Source organism: Inquilinus sp. (assembly GCF_057815775.1).
The window spans coordinates 1-20,373 of record NZ_JBYRFX010000814.1 but is presented as its reverse complement, the minus strand read 5'-3'; the positions used below and the strand labels follow the sequence as shown (position 1 = coordinate 20,373).

Annotated in this window: 20 protein-coding genes; 13 read left to right on the top strand and 7 right to left on the bottom strand. The window is 68.6% G+C overall.

Features of this window, described 5'->3' with window-relative positions:
* Nucleotides 1-34 precede the first annotated feature (34 nt).
* From AC3XYG_RS29255 to AC3XYG_RS29245, 3 genes are read left to right on the top strand one after another with little or no spacing between them, the layout of a single operon-like run.
* Complete coding sequence (locus AC3XYG_RS29255) at nt 35-205, top strand: Trm112 family protein (protein WP_489143401.1); 171 nt, start codon at nt 35-37, stop codon at nt 203-205.
* A gap of 4 nt (nt 206-209) precedes the next feature.
* Nucleotides 210-602 (top strand): gamma-butyrobetaine hydroxylase family protein, encoded by a 393-nt coding sequence (locus AC3XYG_RS29250; protein WP_489143400.1) that lies wholly within the window; start codon nt 210-212, stop codon nt 600-602.
* Entirely contained in the window at nt 592-1,851 is a 1,260-nt protein-coding gene (locus tag AC3XYG_RS29245; RefSeq protein ID WP_489143399.1) for an adenylate/guanylate cyclase domain-containing protein, read from the top strand. The genes AC3XYG_RS29250 and AC3XYG_RS29245 overlap by 11 nt, the downstream gene beginning before the upstream one ends.
* Here AC3XYG_RS29245 and AC3XYG_RS29240 read toward each other — a convergent pair.
* Together AC3XYG_RS29240 and AC3XYG_RS29235 are read right to left on the bottom strand one after the other, a co-directional pair.
* Nucleotides 1,848-2,651, bottom strand: a complete 804-nt coding sequence (locus AC3XYG_RS29240; RefSeq protein ID WP_489143398.1) for a creatininase family protein — start codon at nt 2,649-2,651, stop codon at nt 1,848-1,850. The two genes, AC3XYG_RS29245 and AC3XYG_RS29240, sit on opposite strands and share 4 nt — an antisense overlap.
* Nucleotides 2,652-2,663: 12 nt before the next feature.
* Nucleotides 2,664-3,047, bottom strand: coding sequence for a RidA family protein (locus tag AC3XYG_RS29235; RefSeq protein ID WP_489143397.1), 384 nt, complete (start codon nt 3,045-3,047; stop codon nt 2,664-2,666).
* A gap of 280 nt (nt 3,048-3,327) precedes the next feature.
* On the opposite strand from AC3XYG_RS29235, the gene AC3XYG_RS29230 reads away from it, so the two are divergent.
* The 6 genes from AC3XYG_RS29230 to AC3XYG_RS29205 are packed head-to-tail and all read left to right on the top strand — an operon-like array spanning nt 3,328 to nt 9,380.
* Entirely contained in the window at nt 3,328-4,350 is a 1,023-nt protein-coding gene (locus tag AC3XYG_RS29230; RefSeq protein ID WP_489143396.1) for an ABC transporter substrate-binding protein, read from the top strand.
* Between the two features lies 1 nt (nt 4,351).
* Nucleotides 4,352-5,182, top strand: a complete 831-nt coding sequence (locus tag AC3XYG_RS29225) for an ABC transporter ATP-binding protein (protein WP_489143395.1) — start codon at nt 4,352-4,354, stop codon at nt 5,180-5,182.
* Nucleotides 5,179-6,048: an ABC transporter permease gene (locus AC3XYG_RS29220; protein WP_489143394.1), complete on the top strand. Its 870-nt coding sequence runs from the start codon at nt 5,179-5,181 to the stop codon at nt 6,046-6,048. Before AC3XYG_RS29225 ends, AC3XYG_RS29220 begins: the two co-directional genes overlap by 4 nt.
* A 2-nt stretch (nt 6,049-6,050) precedes the next feature.
* Nucleotides 6,051-7,391, top strand: coding sequence for a cytosine deaminase (locus AC3XYG_RS29215; protein WP_489143393.1), 1,341 nt, complete (start codon nt 6,051-6,053; stop codon nt 7,389-7,391).
* The gene (locus tag AC3XYG_RS29210) at nt 7,388-8,794 is read left to right on the top strand and encodes an FAD-binding oxidoreductase (RefSeq protein WP_489143392.1); all 1,407 of its coding nucleotides are present in this window, start codon (nt 7,388-7,390) and stop codon (nt 8,792-8,794) included. Before AC3XYG_RS29215 ends, AC3XYG_RS29210 begins: the two co-directional genes overlap by 4 nt.
* Nucleotides 8,795-8,798: 4 nt before the next feature.
* Nucleotides 8,799-9,380: an NAD(P)H-dependent oxidoreductase gene (locus AC3XYG_RS29205; RefSeq protein WP_489143391.1), complete on the top strand. Its 582-nt coding sequence runs from the start codon at nt 8,799-8,801 to the stop codon at nt 9,378-9,380.
* A gap of 10 nt (nt 9,381-9,390) precedes the next feature.
* On the opposite strand, the gene AC3XYG_RS29200 is transcribed toward AC3XYG_RS29205, so the two are convergent.
* From AC3XYG_RS29200 to AC3XYG_RS29185, 4 genes are all read right to left on the bottom strand, one after another.
* The gene (locus AC3XYG_RS29200; RefSeq protein WP_489143390.1) at nt 9,391-9,822 is read right to left on the bottom strand and encodes a VOC family protein; all 432 of its coding nucleotides are present in this window, start codon (nt 9,820-9,822) and stop codon (nt 9,391-9,393) included.
* A gap of 97 nt (nt 9,823-9,919) precedes the next feature.
* Nucleotides 9,920-10,285: an ArsR/SmtB family transcription factor gene (locus AC3XYG_RS29195; RefSeq protein ID WP_489143389.1), complete on the bottom strand. Its 366-nt coding sequence runs from the start codon at nt 10,283-10,285 to the stop codon at nt 9,920-9,922.
* Between the two features lie 76 nt (nt 10,286-10,361).
* Nucleotides 10,362-11,441 (bottom strand): FAD-binding oxidoreductase, encoded by a 1,080-nt coding sequence (locus AC3XYG_RS29190; protein ID WP_489143388.1) that lies wholly within the window; start codon nt 11,439-11,441, stop codon nt 10,362-10,364.
* A 10-nt stretch (nt 11,442-11,451) separates the two neighbouring features.
* Nucleotides 11,452-12,717 (bottom strand): aromatic ring-hydroxylating oxygenase subunit alpha, encoded by a 1,266-nt coding sequence (locus AC3XYG_RS29185; RefSeq protein ID WP_489143387.1) that lies wholly within the window; start codon nt 12,715-12,717, stop codon nt 11,452-11,454.
* 298 nt (nt 12,718-13,015) lie between these two features.
* Here AC3XYG_RS29185 and AC3XYG_RS29180 point away from each other — a divergent pair, with 298 nt between their 5' ends.
* Together AC3XYG_RS29180 and AC3XYG_RS29175 are read left to right on the top strand one after the other, a co-directional pair.
* Nucleotides 13,016-13,738: a haloacid dehalogenase type II gene (locus tag AC3XYG_RS29180; RefSeq protein ID WP_489143386.1), complete on the top strand. Its 723-nt coding sequence runs from the start codon at nt 13,016-13,018 to the stop codon at nt 13,736-13,738.
* 28 nt (nt 13,739-13,766) lie between these two features.
* Nucleotides 13,767-14,252, top strand: coding sequence for an Lrp/AsnC family transcriptional regulator (locus AC3XYG_RS29175; protein WP_489143385.1), 486 nt, complete (start codon nt 13,767-13,769; stop codon nt 14,250-14,252).
* A 62-nt stretch (nt 14,253-14,314) separates the two neighbouring features.
* Here the strand turns inward: AC3XYG_RS29175 and AC3XYG_RS29170 are convergent, their stop codons facing one another.
* Nucleotides 14,315-19,165, bottom strand: coding sequence for an NAD-glutamate dehydrogenase (locus AC3XYG_RS29170; RefSeq protein ID WP_489143384.1), 4,851 nt, complete (start codon nt 19,163-19,165; stop codon nt 14,315-14,317).
* A 320-nt stretch (nt 19,166-19,485) separates the two neighbouring features.
* Here AC3XYG_RS29170 and AC3XYG_RS29165 point away from each other — a divergent pair, with 320 nt between their 5' ends.
* Nucleotides 19,486-19,881, top strand: a complete 396-nt coding sequence (locus tag AC3XYG_RS29165) for a DUF5818 domain-containing protein (RefSeq protein ID WP_489143383.1) — start codon at nt 19,486-19,488, stop codon at nt 19,879-19,881.
* A gap of 122 nt (nt 19,882-20,003) precedes the next feature.
* Nucleotides 20,004-20,373 (top strand): ABC transporter substrate-binding protein (locus tag AC3XYG_RS29160; protein ID WP_489143382.1); only part of this gene is annotated, 370 nt, incomplete at its 3' end.

Genomic DNA, 20,373 nt, shown 5'->3' with positions numbered 1-20,373 from the left:
CCCAACCCCCAGCGTCGCTGCCGCGGTCGATCCGCTGCTGCTGGAGATGCTGGTCTGCCCGCTGACCAAGTCGCCGCTGCGCTATGACGCCAAGGCGCAGGAGCTGATTTCGGACCAGGCACGGCTGGCCTATCCGATCCGCGACGGCATCCCGATCATGCTGATCGACGAGGCGCGGCCCCTCGACGCCGACGCAAGGCGCTGACGCCATGGCCGGCTCCCTCGGCAGCCCGCCGCTGACCGGCAGCGCGTCCCGGCCGGTCGATATCCGGCTGAAGCGGGCCGAGCGCGTGCTGGAGATCCGCTTCGACGACGGGCTGCACGTCACCCTGTCGGCCGAGCTGCTGCGGGTCGAGAGCCCGTCGGCCGAGGTGCAGGGCCACGGCCCGTCGCAGAAGACCATCGTCGGCGGCAAGCGCACCGTCGCCATCACAGGGGTCGAACCGGTCGGCCACTACGCGGTGCGGCTGGTGTTCGATGACGGCCACGACACCGGCCTGTATTCCTGGACCTACCTGCACGACGTCGCGACCCGGCAGGACGATCTGTGGCGTGCCTATCTCGCCGCGCTGGAGGCGCGAGGGCTGTCGCGTGACCGCTGACACCCTGTCGCCCGAGATGGCCGCCGCCTTCAGCGCCCTGCGGCGCTGGCTGGGCGACCAGGCGCTGCTGGCCGGGGTAGTGCAGGATGTCGCCGCCGGCTTTGCCGACCGGGTGTTGGCAGCCGGCATCCCGCTGTCGCGGGCCTTTCTCTCAGCCACCACGCTGCATCCGGAGATGGAGGCCTTCGGCCTGACCTGGACCCGCGACGGCGGCCGGCAGAGCGAGACGTACGGCCACGGCTCCTGGGGCAGGATCTCGAGCCGCAGCCCGATCTACGAGGCGGTCCTGGCCGCCCAGGACGCCGCCCACGATTCCGCCACCCAGGCTGAGAACTTGGTGCGGCTGACCCGCTACAGGCTGGAGCATGGCGAGGGCACGGACCGTTTCCCGATCCTGGCCGAGCTCCGCGACGCCGGCGCCACCGACTATCTCTGCTTCGTCATCCCATTCGCCTTCGACGGCGCGCTGCACCCGGTGCGCACCGGCGCCACGGTCACGCTGGCGACCGATCGGGCCGGCGGCTTCACCGCAGCGGAGGTGCACGCGCTGGACGACCTGATGCCGGTGTTCGGCGCCGCCCTGCGCATCGGCATCGACCTGGCGGCCTTCCGCACCGTGCTGGGCACCTATCTCGGCCGGGACGTCGGCCAGCGCGTGCTGCGCGGCGAAATCCGACGCGGCACGGTCGAGACCATTTCGGCCGCGATCCTGGTCGGCGACCTGCGCGGCTTCACCGCCCTGGCCGACGCCCTGCCGCGCGACCAGCTGATCGCCATGCTGGACGACTATCTCGACGCGCTGGCGACGCCGATCGAGACCCGGGGCGGCCAGGTGCTGAAGTTCATGGGCGACGGCCTCTTGGCCACCTTCGCCTTTGCCGAGACCGACCCGGCCGAAACCTGCGGCCGGGCCCTGCTGGCCGCGACCGAGGCGCTGGAGCGGATCGCCGCGATCAACACCCGCCGCAGCGCCGAGGGCGCGCCGGTGATGACACTGGACGTGGCGCTGCATGCCGGTGACGTGCTGTACGGCAATGTCGGGTCGGGCCAGCGGCTGGACTTCACCATCATCGGCCCGGCGGTGAACGAGGCGGCACGGCTGGAGCATCTGTGCGGCGTGCTTGACGTTCCGATGGTTGTCAGCCGCCGCTTCGTCGACGCGCTGGCCGCCCCGGACCGCTTCCGCTGCCTTGGCCCCCAGACCCTGCGCGGCGTGCGCGCGCCGGTCGAGGTGTTCACCCCCGCCTAAGCGTCAGGCGTCCACAACTGCGTCAGGTCGAAGCCGTGCACGTCGCGGCACAGGGCGACGAAGGCGGCGGCCTGGTGGTCGACGACCTGACGCCCCTTCTCCGCCGTCGCCCGGGCCGCGTTGCCGACGGCACCGCCGGGGTTCAAATCCTGCGCCATCCAGCCGAACTGCGAGATGCCGTGCGCCCTGAGATGCGCGAAGTCGCGGATGAACTCCAGCTGGGTCGAGCGGAAATCCTCGGCCAGGTCCAGCTTCACCAGGTCCGGCCGCAGATGCAGCATGACCGAGGTTTCCATGTCGCCGCCATGGATGCCGTAGGTCGCCTCCTCCGGCGCGAACAGCCCGTCCGGATTGCCGAACCGGGCCCAGGCGGCATGCACCGCCAGCATGCCGTGCCGGACCCGCAGCTCGCGCGCCACCACGTCGAGGATCGGCACGTTGCCGCCATGCGAGTTGATCAGGATCAGCTTGCGCAATCCGGCGCGGCGCACGCTCTCGCCGATCTCGATCAGGTATTGGGTCAGCGTCTCCCAAGACAGCGTCAGGGTGCCGGGCGAGGCGATGTGCTCGTTCGACTTGCCGACCGCCTGGGTCGGCAGGAAGGTCACCGGCAGGTCCTCCGGCAGCAGCTCCAGCGTCCGGCGCACCATGCCCTCGGCGATGCAGGTGTCGGTGTAGACGGGCAGATGCGGGCCGTGCTGTTCGATGGCGCAGACCGGCTGCACCGCGATCCAGCCCTCTGTCCCGCCGTCGCGGAAGTCGACCGTCGTCATCTCGTGCCAGTGGCGCTTCGGCAGCATGAGCGAGTCCTTTCAGGCGGCGGCGACGACTTCGATCTCGACCAGGAATTCCGGCCGGGCGAAGCCGGAGACGATCATCAGGGTCGAGGCCGGCGGCGGGTCGGCGACAAAGCGGTCGCGTGCCGCCATATAGCCCTTGAGATGCTCGCGCCCAGTGACGAAGGCGTTGATCCGGATGATGTGCGACAGGTCCATTCCGGCGTCCGCCAGGATCGCCCGGATGTTCTCGAAGCAGCGTTCGGTCTGGCCCTCGACCGTGCCGGGCACCGATTCGTCCGGCCCGATGCCGAGCTGGCCGGAACAGAACAGCAGGCGGTGGCCGCCCGGCACCTCGACGGCATGGCTGTAGCGGGCGAAGGGCGGCCGGATCCCGGCAGGGGTGATGGGGCGCGACAAGGTCTTCCGTCTCCCGCAAAAGCAACGGCACGGTAAGGCGGCGCCGGAGCCGTGACAAGGTTGCCGCGTGCCGGAAAATTCAGCTAGGCTGCCCCTTAAACAGGCAGTGAAGGACGGGCCGTTTCTCGCAGCAGCGAGACCGCCGCGAACATTCACGCAGACGATGACTTGCGACCCTGGTTCGACGGCCGGCGCCCGCAACGGCAAGGGCGGATGGCATGGCCGTTGCATCTTGTTCCTGATGGCGTTTCATCCACGACACAAGAACGGGATCGGCTTCATGCGGCTTCTCGGACGGGTCCTCGGCCTCGCCCTCGGCCTGACCGCCGGCTTGGCGGCCGGCTCGGCCCTCGCCCTCGACAAGGTCACCTTCGGCACCAACTGGCTGGCCCAGCCGGAACATGGCGGCTACTACCAGGCCATCGCGGATGGCACCTACGCCAAGTTCGGGCTGGACGTCACCATCGCCATGGGCGGGCCGCAGGCGGCCAACCGGGCGCGGCTGGTGGCCGGGCAGATCGACTTCTACATGGGCGGCACGCTGGACGCCTTCGACGCGGTCAAGGAAGGGGTGCCGACGGTCAACATCGCCGCCATCTTCCAGAAGGACCCGCAGGTGCTGCTGGCCCATCCGGATCAGGGCATCGAGACGCTGGCCGACCTGGCGAAGCTGAAGACCCTGTTCCTGTCCGGCGACGGCTATGACAGCTATTTCCGCTGGCTGAAATCGGCCTATCCCGGGCTCAGCGACGAACAGTACAAGCCCTACACCTTCAGCCCGGCGCCGTTCATCGCCGACCCGCAATCCGGGCAGCAGGGCTACCTGACCTCCGAACCGCTCGACATCGAGAAGCAGGCCGGCTGGAAGCCGAAGGTGTTCCTGCTGGCCGACAATGGCTGGGATTCCTATTCGACCACGATCGCGGTGCAGCAGTCGCTGGTCGACAGCAACCCGGACCTGGTCCAGCGCTTCGTCGATGCCTCGATCATCGGCTGGTACAACTACCTCTACGGCGACAACGCTGCGGCCAATGCGCTGATCAAAAAAGACAATCCGGAGATGACGGATGAGCAGATCGCCTATGGCATCGCCCAGCTGAAGGCCGACCACATCATCATTGCCGGCGAGGCCGAGACACAGGGCATCGGCTGCATGACCGCGGCGCGCTACCAGGGCTTCTATGACAAGCTGGTCAAGGCCGGCGTGCTGGAGCCGGGGCTGGATGTCGGCAAGGCCTTCACCACCCGCTTCGTCTGCAAGGGCGTCGGCCTGGACATCTACAAGAAACTGGCCGGCGGCTGAGGTGGATCTGGACATCGCCCCGGCCCCTGCCAGCCCGGTGACGGAGCCGCGAAGGACGCTGGTCTCGCTGAATAGCGTGTCGAAGCGCTTCGCCAGCGGCACGCTCGCCCTGTCCGCCATGACGCTGGATATCCGCGAGGGCGAATTCGTCAGCCTGCTGGGCCCGTCCGGCTGCGGCAAGTCGACGGCGCTGCGGCTGGTCGCCGGGCTGGGCGCCCCATCCGCCGGCACCATCGACTGGCCGCGCGCCGACCATGACGCCACCGGGGCGCCGGAGCGGGAGATCGGCTTCGTGTTCCAGGAGCCGACGCTGATGCCCTGGGCCACCGTGGCCAAGAATGTCTGGCTGCCGCTGCGGCTGAAGGGGCTGGGCCGGGCGGTGGCGCAGGACCGGGTGATGGAAGCACTGGCGATGGTCGGGCTGGACCGCTTCGCCGATGCCTATCCGCGCGAGCTGTCCGGCGGCATGAAGATGCGGGTGTCGATCGCCCGTGCCCTGGTCACCCGGCCGAAGCTGCTGCTGATGGACGAACCCTTCGCGGCGCTGGACGAGATCACCCGGATCAAGCTGAACGATGATCTGCTGCGGCTGTGGCAGGGCCAGAAATGGACCATCGTCTTCGTCACCCATTCGGTGTTCGAATCCGTCTATCTCTCCAGCCGGATCGTGGTGATGGCGGCGCGGCCGGGGCGGGTGATCGAGGAGGTGGCGGTCGATGCGCCCTATCCGCGCGACAATGATTATCGCCTGTCCGCCCCTTACAACGCCCATTGCCGCACCGTGTCCGACGCGCTGACGCGGGCCATCACCGGGGCGGCGAAGCAGCCATGACCGAGACCGCACTCCAGGCCGGCGACGCCGCCGAGGACGCCGCTGCCATCGCCGAGGCGCGCCGGGCCGAGCCCGGGCATTGGCGCAACCTGGCGGCGCGGATCGGCATTCCGGTGATCGCCTTCGCCGCCTTCATCGCGCTGTGGCAGTGGTATGTCGTGGCCTATCAGGTGCCGCACTACATCCTGCCGGCGCCGAGCCAGGTGGTGGCGACGCTGGTCTCCGACTGGCCGATCCTGTCCTCGGCGCTGGAGGTCACGCTCGGCATCACCTTCGCGGCGCTGGCCGCAGCGCTGGTCGGCGGGGTGCTGCTGGCCGTGCTGTTCATCCAGTCGCGCTGGCTGGAGCTGGCGCTGTACCCCTATGCCGTGGTGCTGCAGGTCACGCCGATCGTGGCCATCGCGCCGCTGATCATCATCTATGCGCCATCGACCGAATCGGTGCTGCTGATCTGCGCCTTCATCGTCGCCTTCTTCCCGATCCTGTCGAACATGACCCAGGGGCTGAAGAGTACCGACCACAACCTCTTGAACCTGTTCGAACTGTACGGCGCGTCCCGCTGGCAGACGCTGCTGCATCTGCGCCTGCCGGCCGCCCTGCCCTATTTCGCCACCGGCCTGCGCATCGGCGGCGGGCTGGCGCTGATCGGGTCGGTGGTGGCGGAATTCGCCGCCGGCTCGGCCGGCGCGCAATCCGGCCTGGCCTTCCGCATCCTGGAGGCCGGGCGGCGGCTGAACGTGCCGCGGCTGTTCGCGGCGCTGATCCTGATCACCCTGACCGGGCTGGCGATCTTCGCCCTGACCAGCCTGGTCTCGCACCTGCTGCTGCGGCGCTGGCACGAAAGCGCCATCCGGCGGGAGAATTGACGATGCCAGGTTTTGCGTCCCTGCCCGCCGCTCCCCGTTACCGGCTGACCAACGCCACGGTGCCGGCCTGCCTGGCCGAGGGCGTGGATCTGGCGCCGGATCGCGAGGGGCTGGCCCTGGCCGATCTGACGATCGACGGGGCGACTCTTGTCGCGATCCGGCCGGCCGGGGCACCGGATCCGGCGGGCGATACCCTGCCTGTGCTGGACCTCGACCGCGGCATGGCTTGGCCGGCCTTCGTCGAGGCGCACACCCATCTCGACAAGGGTCACATCTGGCCACGCGCGCCGAACCCGGACGGCAGCTTCGACGGGGCCCTCTCCACCGTGCGGGCGGACAAGGTGGCCAACTGGTCGGCGGCGGATGTGCGGGCGCGGATGGAGTTCAGCCTGCGCTGCGCCTTCGCCCATGGCACCCGGCTGATCCGCACCCATATCGACAGCGACCCGCAGCAATACCGCATCTCCTGGCCGGTCTTCGCCGAGCTGCGCGCGGAATGGGCCGGACGGATCGAGCTACAGGGCGCGGCCCTGGTCGCCATCGACTGGCTGCTGGACGATTCGAATTTCGCCGATCTCAGCCGCACGGTGCGCGCCCATGGCGGCATGCTGGGAGCCGTCACCTACCCGGTGGCGGGGCTGGAGGCCGGGATCGACCGTATGTTCGGCCACGCCGTCGAGCACGGCCTCGACCTCGACTTCCACGCCGACGAGACCGGCGACCCGGACGCCCGGTCGCTGGCCATGATCGCCGAGGCGGCGATCCGGCACCGCTTCGAAGGCCGGGTGCTGGTCGGCCACTGCTGTTCCCTGGCCCGGCAGCCGGACGAGGTCATCGACCGCACCCTGGACCGCGTCGCGCGGGCCGGGCTGGCCGTCGTGTCGCTGCCGATGTGCAACATGTACCTGCAGGGCCGCCACGCCGGGACGACCCCGCGCTGGCGCGGGGTGACGCTGCTGCACGAGATGAAGGCGCGCGGCATCCCGGTCATGGTGTCGTCCGACAACACCCGCGACCCGTTCTACGCCTATGGCGATCTCGACGCGCTGGAGGTCTACACCCAGGCGACGCGCATCCTGCATCTCGACCACCCGGTCGGCGACTGGCCGCGCGCGGTGACCGCGACGCCGGCCGAGGTGCTGGGCCGGCCGGAGTTCGGCCGCCTAGAAGCGGGCGGCGGCGCCGACCTTGTGCTGCTGCGCGCCCGGACCTGGACCGAGCTGCTGTCCCGCCCGCAATCCGACCGGATCGTGATCCGGGCCGGCCGCGCCATCGACACCACGCTGCCGGATTACCGCGAGCTCGACGCGCTGCTGGCGCCCGCCGAAGGAGAGGCCCGATGACCGATCTCGCCGCGTTGAAGCGCGACCTGGAGGGGCTGAGGGTTACCGACGATCCAGTCCTGGTGAAGCAGAAGAGCCAGGATTTCTTCTGGTACTCGCCGGTGCTGAAGCGGCAGCTGGAGCATGTCACCGGCGACATCGTGGTGTCGCCGACCTCGGAGGCCGAGGTGGTGCAGGCGCTGAAGGCGGCCCATGCCCATGGCGTGCCGGTGACGCCGCGCGGCGCCGGCACCGGCAATTACGGCCAGGCCATGCCGCTGTCCGGCGGCATGGTGCTGAACCTGGCCCGGATGAACGCGGTGACCGCGATCCGCCCCGGCGCGGTGACGGCCGAGGCCGGCGCCGTGCTGGCCCAGATGGACGCGCAGACCCGCGCCAAAGTCGGGCAGGAGATGCGGCTGTTCCCGTCGACCTACCGGATGGCGACGATCGGCGGCTTCCTGGCCGGCGGGTCCGGCGGCGTCGGCTCAATCCGCTGGGGCGGCCTGCGCAACCTGGGCAACGTCATGCGGCTGAAGCTGGTGACGATGGAGGCGGAGCCGCGCACTCTCGATCTGTCCGGCGAGGATCTGCTGAAGGCACTGCACGCCTATGGCACCAACGGCATCATCACCGAGGTCGAGATCCCGTTGACCGCGGCGCCGGACTGGGTCGACGTCGTGGTCGGCTTCGACGACTGGATGGACGCGGTGCGCTTCGGCGAGGAGATTGGCCGGGCCGACGGCCTGCTGGTCAAGGAGATCGCGCCGGTCGCCGCCCCACTGGCGCATGACTATTTCCTGAAGCACCGCCGCTTCATCCGCCGCGACCAGTCGGTGGTGCTGCTGATGGTGGCGGATGTCGCCATGGGCGGCTTCGAGGCCTTCATGAAGCGGTCGAAGGGCGAGGTGCTGTTCCGCGCCGACACGGCGACGGAGGAGACGAAGAAGGGCCTGCCGCCGCTGTATGAGCTGACCTGGAACCACACCACGCTGCGGGCGATCAAGATCGACCCGACCATCACCTATCTGCAGGTGCTGTACCCCTTCCCCGACCATTTGCGGCTGGTGGAGGAGATGACGAAGATCTTTGGCGACGAGGTGCCCGGGCATCTCGAGGTGATCCGCTTCGACGGCAACGTCACCTGTTCCGGCCTGCCGATCGTGCGCTTCACCAGCGAGGCGCGGCTGGACGAGATCATCCGCATCCATGAGGACCATGGCTGCCTGATCTTCAACCCGCACCGCTACACGCTGGAGGAGGGCGGCATGAAGCGCACCGACGCGGTGCAGCTGGCCTTCAAGCGCGAGACCGACCCACGGGGCCTGTTGAACCCCGGCAAGATGATCGGCTGGGACGACCCGGATTACGATCTGGAGTCGGGCCGGACCTACCTGTTCCCGGGACTGCAGGCCACGGGATAGGACCATGCGCGTCCTGGTGCTGTTCGCCCACCCGGTCGAGACCAGTTTTCACGCGGCGCTGCACCTGGCGACGGTCGGGGCGCTGCGCCGTGCCGGGCACGAGGTCGATGATTGCGACCTGTATGCCGAGGGCTTCGACCCGGTGCTGTCGCGGCAGGAGCGGCTGCAGTACCACGACCTCGCCATCAACCGCCGGCCGGTCGAGGCGTATGTGGAACGGCTGTTGCGGGCCGAGGCGCTGGTGGTCATGGCGCCGGTGTGGAATTACGGCTTCCCGGCGATCCTGAAGGGCTATTTCGACCGTGTGATGCTGCCGGGCGTGTCGTTCCAGATCGAGGGCGGCCAGGTGCGGCCGGCGCTGCAGAACATCCGGTCGCTGACCGCAATCGTGTCCTATGGCGGCTCACACTGGTCCAGCCTGCTGATGGGCGACCCGCCGCGGAAGCTGGTGCGGCGCTGGCTGCGCGGCCTGATCCGGCCCTGGGCCCCGGCGCGCTATCTCGCGCTATACGACATGAACCAGGCCACCGAGGCCCGGTGCGACGCCTTCCTGGCCAGGGTCGTCCGCACCGTGCCGCGGCTGTAGCGCAGGCCCGTCAGGCTGCCGCGGGCTGCGCCACGGTGACCATCCAGCCCACGCCGAAGCGGTCGGTGAGCATGCCGAAGCGCGAGCTGAAGAAGGTCTGGATCAGCGGCTGCTGCACCTGGCCGCCATCGCCGAGGGCGGCGAAGACCGTCTCGGCCGCAGCATCGGTCGCGGCGGTATAGGCCAGCGAGAAGCCCCGGAAGTCGGTGCTGCCCGAACACATGCCGTCGGACGCCAGCAGCGCCGCGTCGCCGACCCGGATGCAGGCATGCATCACCTTGTTCTCCGATCCGGGCGGCAGGGGCATCTGCGTCGGCTCGGGGTTGTCCTTGTACCGGAACAGCTGGATCACCTCGGCACCCAGGACGCGGCCGTAGAAGTCGATCGCCTCGTCGCAACGGCCGTTGAAGAACAGGTAGGGCTGGAGCTGGTGCTGCTGCATGGCTTTTTCTCCCGGGACATCGGTGTTGTCGTTCGGAACGCCATCCCATCGGGATGTCTGCCCCAAGGACGAACCGCGGGGCGGCGATCCGACAGCGTCACGATTCTTTTTTGTCCGGCCCCTCGGTTCCGCCGGTCTCGCCCGCCTGGATCTGCTTGAGATAGGCATCGAGCCGGTCGAGGCTCTCGTCCCAGAAACGCCGGTAGAAGTCGAGCCAGCCGGCCACCTCCCGCATCGGTGCAGCCTCGAGCCGGCAGGGGCGCCACTGCGCTTCCCGCCCGCGGGAGATCAGCCCGGCCTGTTCCAGCACCTTCAGGTGCTTCGACACCGCGGCCATGCTCATCGCATAGGGTTCGGCCAGCTCGGTGACGCTGGCCTCGCCCAGCGCCAGCCGGGCCAGGATGCCGCGCCGGGTGGGGTCGGCCAGGGCGGAGAGGGTGGTGCTGAGGGGATCGGACGCCACGGTGCCCAACTGAATTGTTCTTAACCAATCAGTTGAATAAACGCTCCCTCCGGCCCCCTGTCAAGGCACAGCACGGTCAGACCTCGACCTCGACCAGCGCCGACTCGGCCTCGGAGCAGCAGGCCAGGATCCAGCCATCGGCGATCTCGTCATCGGCGATGCCGCCATTGTGCTCCATCCGCACGGAACCGGAGAGCTTGCGCACTAGGCAGGTGCCGCACAGACCCTGGCGGCAGGCGGTGGGGATGCGCAGGCCGCAGCCTTCCGCCGCCTCCAGGATGGTCTGGCCGGGCAGCAGCGGCGCTTTGCGGCCGGAGCGGGTGAACACCACCTGCATGCCGGTGGCCGCCGCCGTCTCGGTCGCCGACGGCGCGATCGGGGAGATCACCGGCACCGGCGCCGGGGTCTCACCGAAGCTTTCCTCATGCCAGCGGGCCGCCGGGACGCCGAGGTCGCCGGCCAGCCGCCGGGCGGCTTCCATGAACCGGTCCGGGCCGCAGCAGAACACGGTGCGGTCGGCGATGTCGGGGCACAGCACCGACAGCAGCGCCGGGTCGAGCCGTCCGCTGCTCCAGCCCTCGCCCTTCGGCGCGCCGGTGACGGCGAAGCGCAGCCGCAGTCCGGCCGCAGCCTCGGCCATGTAGCCGAGCTCCGACCGGAACAGCAGGTCCTCCGGCTGGCGGGCGAAATGGACATAGGTGACGTCGGTCTGCGGCGCGGTGTCGAACAGCCAGCGGGCCATCGACATCATCGGCGTGGCGCCGCTGCCGGCCGATAGGAACAGGTAGCGGTCGCCCGGATGGTCGACCAGTGAGAAGCGTCCGGCCGGCCCATGCGCCGTCAGCCGGTCGCCGAGCTTGAGGTGATCGAACAGCCAGCGCGTGGCGACGCTGCCCGGCTGGACCTTGGTGGTGATCTTGGCGTGGTGCGGCCGCGACGGGGTCGAGGCCAGGGTGTAGGTGCGCAGCACCGGCTCGGGCCCGACCGGCAGTTCCAGCGTCACGAACTGGCCGGGGCGGTAGGCAAACCAGCTGCCATCCTCCGCCTCGAAGCGGAAGGTGCGGACGTCGGGCGCCTCCTCACGGATGCCGACGCAGCGCAGCCGCGCCGTCTTCGAATCCCACAGCTTCGGCACCGCCGTCACAGGTGCGGCCACGCCCCGTCCCTCAGGCCACGTCGCGGATCGGGGCGGCGGCGGTGCCACCGCCGAGCCGGCCGTACATGGCGTCGGCATACCAGTCGACGAACTGGATCACCGCGCCTTCATGCATCCGCGAATAGGGGCCGGGCCGATAGGCCGGGGACAGGATGCCGCGCTGGTTCTCCTCGACGATGCGGCGGTCCTCGTCATTGGTCGCCAGCCACACCTCGGTCAGGGTCTTGAGATCGTAGTCGACGCCCTCGACCGCATCCTTGTGCACCAGCCACTTGGTGGTGACCTCGGTCTCGGTCGGGCTGATCGGCAGAATGCGGAAGCTCAGGGCGTGGTCCGACAGCAGGTGGTTCCAGCTGTTCGGGTAGTGGTAGAGCAGCATCGAGCCGAGGCCGCCGGTCGGGAAATCCGCGAGCGGGCGGCGCACCGCCGCCTGCCCGTCCATGGTCATCGACTCGGCCTCGCGCAGGAACGGCAGGCGCATCACGCGGTACTGCGCATCCGGCGAGATCTGGTAGCGGCTGGGCAGCCCCGCCGCCTCGCACCGATCCCAATGGTCGAGGATGCGGGCATCCTCACCCGTCGCGTTCTCCTCCGTCCCGTTCAGGCTGGTGGCCAGGGTCGGCTGGTCGGAGAAGACGCGGCACAGCTCCGGATGGTTGCTGGAGCAGTGGTAGCATTCGCGGTTGTTCTCCATCACCAGCTTCCAGTTGCCCTTCTCGATGATGGTCGAGCTGTGGGCGACCTTGGCTTCCGTGAGCCGGTGCGGCGCCATATAGGGTTCGACCATGCGGCGGAACACCTCGAAGTCGCGCGGCTCATCCGCCAGCGAGATGAAGATCCAGCCGGCGACCTCGCCGCACGCGACAGGCATCAGCCCGAACTGCGTCAGGTCGATCTCGTTCATCATGTCGCGGGCGAAGATCAGCTTGCCGTCGAGGTCGTAGGTCCACTGGTGATAGGGGCAGACCAGCCGCGGGCGCGACCCGCGCTCATCGGTGCACAGGCGCGAGCCGCGGTGGCGGCAGACATTGTGGAAGGCGCGGATGGCGCCGTCGCGGCCGCGCACCAGGATGACGGGGTATTCGCCGACCTGCAGCGTGGTGAAGTCGCCCGGCCGCGGCATCTCGCAGGAATTGGCGGCGAACAGCCATTCCTTGTAGAATATGTGCTCCAGGTCCAGCGCGTGATAGGCGGGGCTGGTGTAGAAGTCCCGCTTCAGGCTGAAGCCCGGCGCGCGGGTCATCAGGTCCATCGACATGGCCGAACGCGATTCCATAATTTGGATCTCCCTGCGGGCGCGGCCGAAGCTGGCGTGGACTGGCACCTCTTGACCCGGATGATGGCGCGACTCGGCGGCGGCATCCCGCTCCACAGCCGACGCCCCATGCCACAACTGCGACACGCCCGTTGCCGCCGCCCGGCCTGAAACCGGCACAGCATTTTCTGCTGCGGCCCGACTGTCTTTCAGAGCGTCCTGCCGCCGCCGGACGCGATTGCGCAGCCACTGCCGCCGGGGTCGGGGATAATCGATGGATCGAGGCCCCCCATCGAAGCCCCCGACCGAGGACGACGCCATGAAGCTCACCGACTTCAAGATCCTGACCTTCGACTGCTACGGCACCCTGATCGATTGGGAGAGCGGCATGGTCAACGCGCTGGCGCCGCTGACCGCCCGCGCCGGCCGGCCGCTGACCCGCGACCAGATCCTGGAGGCGCATGCCCGCCACGAATCGGCGCAGCAGCGCTGGACCCCGGCGCGGCGCTACAGCGAGCTGCTGGCGATCGTCTACAAGCGCCTGGCCGAGGAATGGGGCGTGGCCGTGAGCTGGGAAGAGGCGCAGGCCTATGGCCGCTCGGTCAAGGGCTGGCCGGCCTTTGCCGACACCGCCGGCGCGCTGCAGTACCTGAAGAAGTACTACAAGCTCGCCATCCTCTCGAATGTCGACAATGCCAGCTTCGCCCTGAGCAATGTCCGGCTGCAGGTCGAGTTCGACGCGATCTACACAGCCGAGGATATCGGCAGCTACAAGCCGGCGCCGCGCAACTTCGACTACATGCTGGAGAAGCTGGGCGGCATGGGCATCGCCAAAGGCGAGATCCTGCACACGGCGGAGAGCCTGTTCCACGACCATGAGCCGGCGATCGCGGCCGGCCTGCCGACCTGCTGGATCCACCGCCGCCATGCCGAGGGCGGTTTCGGCGCCACGATGCGGCCGGCGAGCGAGCCGAAGGTCGATTTCCGCTTCACCAGCATGGCGGAACTGGCAAAAGCTCATCAGGAAGCGCTGCGCGGTTAAATCCCGCGGCCAATCGGACGAGGACAGGATGGCGCCGAAGCTGGACCGGATCGACATCGCCATCCTGGCCCGGCTGCAGGTCGACGGGCGGATGACGAACGCCGCCCTGGCCGATGCGGTCGGGCTGTCGCCCAGCCCCTGCCTGCAGCGGGTGCGGCGGCTGGAGGCCGGCGGCTACATCGCCGGCTACGGCGCACGCATCGCCCTGTCGAAGCTGACCGAGACCGTGACCGTCTTCACCGAGGTGACGCTGAGCGACCACCGGCGCGAGGATTTCATCCGCTTCGAGGCCGGGCTGGGCACGGTCGAGGAGCTGCTGGAATGCCACTTGGTCAGCGGCGGCTACGACTATCTGCTGCGCTTCCTGACCCGCAGCATCGCCCATTACCAGCAGGTGATGGAGGCGCTGCTGGACCGCCCGATCGGCATCGAGAAGTACTTCAGCTACATCGTGATCAAGTCACCGATCCTGCGCCACGCCGCCCCGCTGCAGAAGCTGCTGCGGGGGGAATAGGGACGGCAGGTCGAGCGTAGGCTGGGTTCGCGTTGGCGAACCCAGCCTACATCTGATCGTCCTTACCCCGTCGCCAGGCCGCGCAGGTTGCGGTTGGCGACGGCAAGCATCGACAGGTCGACCTGGTCCATCGCCTTCAGCTCCGACACCAGCTGGTCGACCCGTTCCACCGGTGCCCGGCGATGGTCGACCCAGGCCTCAACCGCCTCGGCCCCGGCCGCCCCTGAGGGCGCTGCCTGCATCGCCCGCACCGCCAGGTCGGCCTGCAGGGTGTAGAGGTCGTCGACGATCGCGCCCACCGCCTGCTTCTGCCAGTGGTTGGTCGCCGGCATCCGGCTGGCGCCATCGCGCAGCCAGGCGAGGCCGAGCCGGCGCCCGGTCTCGAAGTAGACCGAGGCGACCTCGGTCACACCGCGGCCGGTGTCGTCGGCGATGCGGATGACGTCGAGCCCCGCGGCCCACAGGTTCAGCCGGGCGACGCGGCGGGCCAGGTCTTCCGGCAGCCCGGCCTCGACGAAGGATTTGGCGCGGGCGTCGATCACGGCGCGGGCATCGTCGAAGATCGCGGCGTCCAGCTCGCGCTCCAGCTCGGCCAGACCGGGTTTGAGATGCGCGACATCCGCCCCGACATCGAGGCCGCGGCCCTGCTGGCGCAGGATCCAGGCCACGGTGCGTTCGATCAGCCGCCGGGTCGCCAGCATGGCGCGGATCTGGGCCTGGGCCTCGGCCTTGTTGTCGAGCGCCTCGACCGCCGACCAGATCTCGCGCAGGCCGAAGCTGTCGCGCACGATCAGATAGGCCCGCGCGATCTCGGCCACGCCCAGGCCGGTGCGGTCCGCCATCTCCGACACGAAGGTGGCGCCGACCCGGTTCACCATGCTGTTGGTGACATGGGTCGCCACGATCTCGCGCCGCAGCCGGTGGTGTTCGATCGAGTCCTTGAACCGCTCGCGCAGCGGCGTCGGGAAGTACAGGAACAGGTCGTCGACCAGGGCCGGATCGTCCGGCAGGTCGCTGGCCAGCAGCGCGTCGTAGATGGTGATCTTGGCATAGGCCAGCAGCACCGCCTGCTCCGGCCGGGTCAGGCCTTCACGGTTGGCGGAACGCTGGGTCAGCTCCTCATCGGTCGGCAGCATCTCGATCAGGCGGTCGAGCTTGCCGGCCTTTTCCAGGCCGCGCATGAAGCGGCCCTGCTGGTCCAGCACCTCGACCCCCTCGCCGACCGCGAGCGACAGCGCCTGGCTCTGCAGGTAGTTGTCGCGCAGCACCAGCAGGCCGACCTCCTCGGTCATGCTGCCCAGCAGCTGGTTGCGCTGCTTCAGGGTCAGGTCGCCGGCCTGGACCACGGCGCCCATCAGCACCTTGATGTTGACCTCATGGTCCGAGGTGTCGACGCCGGCCGAATTGTCGATGAAGTCGGTGTTCAGCTTGCCGCCGGCCCCGCCGGCGCCGGTCCGGGCATATTCGATGCGGCCGAACTGGGTGACGCCGAGATTGGCGCCTTCGCCGATCACCCGGGCGCGGACGTCGCGGCCGTTGATGCGCAGCGGGTCATTCGCCTTGTCGCCGGCATCGGCCTGGCTTTCGCGGCTGCCCTTCACATAGGTGCCGATGCCGCCGAACCACAGCAGGTCGACCTCGGCCCGCAGCATGGCCTGCATCAACTCGTTCGGCGTCACCGTCTCCCGCTCCAGCCCGAAGCGGGCGCGGATCTCCGGCGACAGCTTGAGCGACTTGGCCTTGCGGTCGAACACGGCGCCGCCGGGCGACAGCAGCGACGCGTCGTACTGGTCCCAGGAGCCACGGGCTAGGTCGTACAGCCGCTTGCGCTCGACGAAGCTGGTCGCCGCATCCGGATTCGGGTCGACGAAGATGTGCAGGTGGTTGAAAGCGCCGAACAGCCGGGTGTGTTCGGACAGGATCATGCCGTTGCCGAACACGTCGCCCGACATGTCGCCGACGCCGACGCAGGTGAAGTCCTGCGACTGGATGTCGGTGCCGAGTTCGCGGAAGTGGCGCTTGACCGATTCCCAGGCGCCACGGGCGGTGATGCCCATCTTCTTGTGGTCGTAGCCGGCCGAACCGCCGGAGGCGAAGGCATCGTCCAGCCAGAAGCCGTAATCCTGGCTGACGCCGTTGGCGATGTCGGAGAAGGTGGCCGTGCCCTTGTCGGCGGCGACGACGAGATAGGGGTCGTCCTCGTCATGCCGGACGACGCGGTCGGGATGCTCCGTCTCACCGCCGACGATGGTGTCGGTGATGTCGAGCAGGCCGCGCATCAGGATCTTGTAGCATTCGATGCCTTCGGCCTGGAACGCCTCGCGCCCGCCCTGGGTCGGCGGCCGCTTCAGCACGAAGCCGCCCTTCGAGCCGACCGGGACGATGACGGTGTTCTTCACCATCTGCGCCTTCATCAGCCCGAGGATCTCGGTGCGGAAATCCTCGCGCCGGTCGGACCAGCGGATGCCGCCGCGGGCGACCTTGCCGCCACGCAGATGCACGCCTTCCATCCGGGGGCTGTAGACGAAGATCTCGCGCCATGGCCGCGGCAGCGGCATCTCCTCGACCGACAGGCTGTCGAGCTTGAGCGACAGGTAGGATTTCGGCCGGCCCTGGTCGTCGGTCTGGAAGAAGTTGGTCCGCAGCGTCGACCGTACCAAGTTCAGGTAGCGGCGAAGGATGCGGTCCTCGTCCAGGTTGGTGACGGCATCGAGCGCATGGTCGATCTCGACCAGCATGCCGCGGATCGCCACCTCGCGGTCGCCGGTCAGGTCCGGGTCGAAGCGGGTCATGAACATGCGCACGATCGCCCGGGTGATCTCGGGATGCGCGACCAGCGTGTCCTCGATCGTCTCCTGGCTGAACGAGAATCGCGCCTGGCGCAGGAACTTTGCATAGGCGCGCAGCAGGGTGATCGACCGCCAGTCGAGCCCGGCGGCGAGCACCAGCCGGTTCAGCCGGTCATCCTCCATGTCGCCGCTCCAGATCCGCTCGAAGGCGGTCTGGAACACGGCCTTCAGCCGATTCAGCTCGATCGCGTCGCCGCTGCGGCTGCGCACTTCGAAATCGTGGATCCAGACCGGTGGTTGACCCTGAATCGCGACCTCGGTCGGGATCTCGGACACCACCTTGAAACCGATATGCTCCAGCATCGGCAGCACGTCGGACAGCGGCACCGGGGTGCTGCGATGGTACAGCTTGAACCGCAGCTCGTTCGCCGCAGCCTCGATCGGCCGGAACAGGTGCAGCCCGATCTCGCCAGCCTCGTCGATCTCCTCGATCCGCTCGATGTCGACGATCGCCGCCGCCGGCGACGTCTCCTCGCGGTAGCCGGCCGGGAAGGCCTCGGCATAGCGGCGCAGCAGGGTCAGCCCCTGCTCCTCGCCCTTCTTCTCGACCAGGGCCGATTGCAGCAGGTCGGACCAGCTGCGCCCGGCCTCGACCAGCCGCTCCTCGATCACATCGGTCGGTTCGTCCGTGCCGGCGCCGGGCTCGGACTTGATGGTGAAGTGGACGCGGGCATGCGCCCCTTCGGTCATCTGGGTGGTGAAGGCCGTGACCGTGCCGCCATAGGCCTTTTCCAGGATCTTCTGGATGCGGTGGCGCAGGTCGGTGTTGTAGCGGTCGCGCGGCACGTAGACGAGGCAGGAGACAAAGCGGCCGAACGGGTCGCGGCGCACGAACAGCGCGGTGCGCTGCCGTTCCTGCAGGTGCAGCACGCCCATGCCGATGTCGAGCAGCTGGTCGTCGGCGATCTGGAACAGCTCGTCGCGCGGATAGGTGTCGAAGATATGGCCCAGCGCCTTGCCGTCATGGCTGCGTGGGTCCAGCCCAGCGCGCGCCAGGGTGCGGCTGACCTTGGCCCGGAGATAGGGGATGTCGCGGGCGCTGCGGCTATAGGCGACCGAGGTGAACAGGCCGACGAACATGTGATCGCCCGCGACCTCGCCGGCTTCGTCGAAGATCTTGACGGTGAAGACGTCGAGATGCACCGGCCGGTGCACCGTCGCCTTCAGGCTGGCCTTGGTGACGGTCAGCGGCATCGTGCTGCGCAGCATGGCCTGCGCCTCTTCCGACATCTTGTCGTAGCGGCGCGCACCATCGAACACCGAGACATCGGATCCGCGCAGGACGCCCAGACCGCTGCCCGGCACGATCGCGATCTCGAGCCCGTCATCGGAGCGGGTGAAATCGTAGCGGCGATAGCCCAGGAAGGTGAAGTGGTCGTCCTCGAGCCACTCGAGGAAAGAGACGATCTCGCGCGTTTCGCCCGGGTCGACCGGCAGCGCCTTGTGGTCGAGCTCGTCCAGCACGGTGCGGATCTGCTGACGCATCGCCGACCAGTCCTCGACCGCGGCACGGACATCGGCCAGCGCGCCGCGCAGCGTCGCCGCGATCCGGTCGAGCGTCGCCTTGTCGGTGCGCTCGTCGACCTGCAGGTGCATGAAGCTTTCGGCCGGTGTCCCTTCGGGGGCCGCCGCGGGATCCTGGATGTCGGTCAGCCGGCCCTGGCCGTCGCGGGTGATGGCGACGACCGGGTGGGCGACCAGATGCACGGTCAGGCCGAGCTCGCCCATCGCCGCGGTCACCGAATCGACCAGGAATGGCATGTCGTCGTTGACGATCTCGACCACGGTGTGCGGGCTGCGCCAGCCATAATCGTCATAGACCGGGTTGAAGATCCGGATCTTGACCTCGCCCGGACGGCGTTCGCCGCCGAACTGGAGCAGGCCGAGGGCGACGCTGTAGAGGGTGTCCACGCCTTCGCGCAGCACGTCGTGCGGCGGCAGGTTGCGGAAATACAAGCGGATGAACCGCTCGGCCATTCCTCCCTTCGTCGGGTCGAGCCGCTGTTTGGCCAGGGCGACGACGCTATCGACGATTTCGGCCTTGTGCTGGTCGGCCTTTGACATCCTGCAGACTCCAAAGAGCGTGCGACCCACATGGTCGGGGCCGCATCAGGCCCCATGGGCATACAATCAACCTGTGTAAAAGAAAACTGCCGAACCGTGACGTTCTCGGGGCAGGCGCCCTGCCGGCTAGTGAATGATTCCGCAGTTCGCGACATCTCGGACCATAAATCGCCGCAATCCCGATCGAATGATCCAAACACCCGCCGCCGGGCCTTTGGTTTGATCGCCGGCTGGACGCCGGACCTGCTTCCCCTGTATTGGAGAAAAAAGATCCGGCCGCCCGAACGAGCCGGCTGCCTGAACGAGAAAGAGAGCGCGTGTTGCCGACCCATCATCGCCGCCCCTCACCGACTGTCTTCCTCGCGCTCGCCGCGGCAACCCTCCTGGCCGCCTGCCAGACGGCAGGACAGCAGGCAGCCCAAGTCCCGCCCTACGATTTCCCCACGGTGTCCACCGAGTGGCATGAGGACATCAACGTCACCTACACCGGGACGCTGCAGGTCGGCCGGCCATGCAGCGTGCTGCGCCGGGACGACGGCACCGAGGTGGCGATCCAGGGCAAGCCGTTCCCGGTCCGGATCGGCGACCGCATCACCATTTCCGGCACGACCGCGCGCTGGTCGCTGTGCCAGACGCTGGAGACGATCCGCGCCGACAAGGTCGACGTCACGCCCAGCGCCTACCGGTCGGCAGGCTCGGCCGTGACCGTCTACTGACCGCCCACCCGGTTCCGCTGCACTGCGAAATGCCGTAGCCGACGCCCCGGGTTTGGGGCAGGCTGCGGTGAATCGCGTTCGGACGCAACGACGTCCGGGCCAACGGAACAGGGAACAGCATCATGCGACTGGGCATCGCCGCCACCGTCTTCGCCTTGACCGCCGCCGCCATAACCACAACCGCCGCTGCCGCCGAACCGGTGAAGCTGCGCCTGGCCATGAGCGGCTGGACCGGCTTCGCGCCGATCACGCTGGCCAAGCAGCTGGGCTTCTTCGAGAAGCACGGTATCGACCTAGACATCGTCAAGATGCCGACCACGAACCGCCACCAGGCCATGGCCTCGGGCGATGTGCAGGTGATCACCACCACCGTCGACACCCACCTGCTCTACGCCAGCTCCGGCGTGCCGGTGGTGCAGGTGCTGGCCCTCGACACCTCCTCCGGCGGCGACGGCATCGCCACCCGCAAGGACGTCGCCAGCGTCGAGGCGC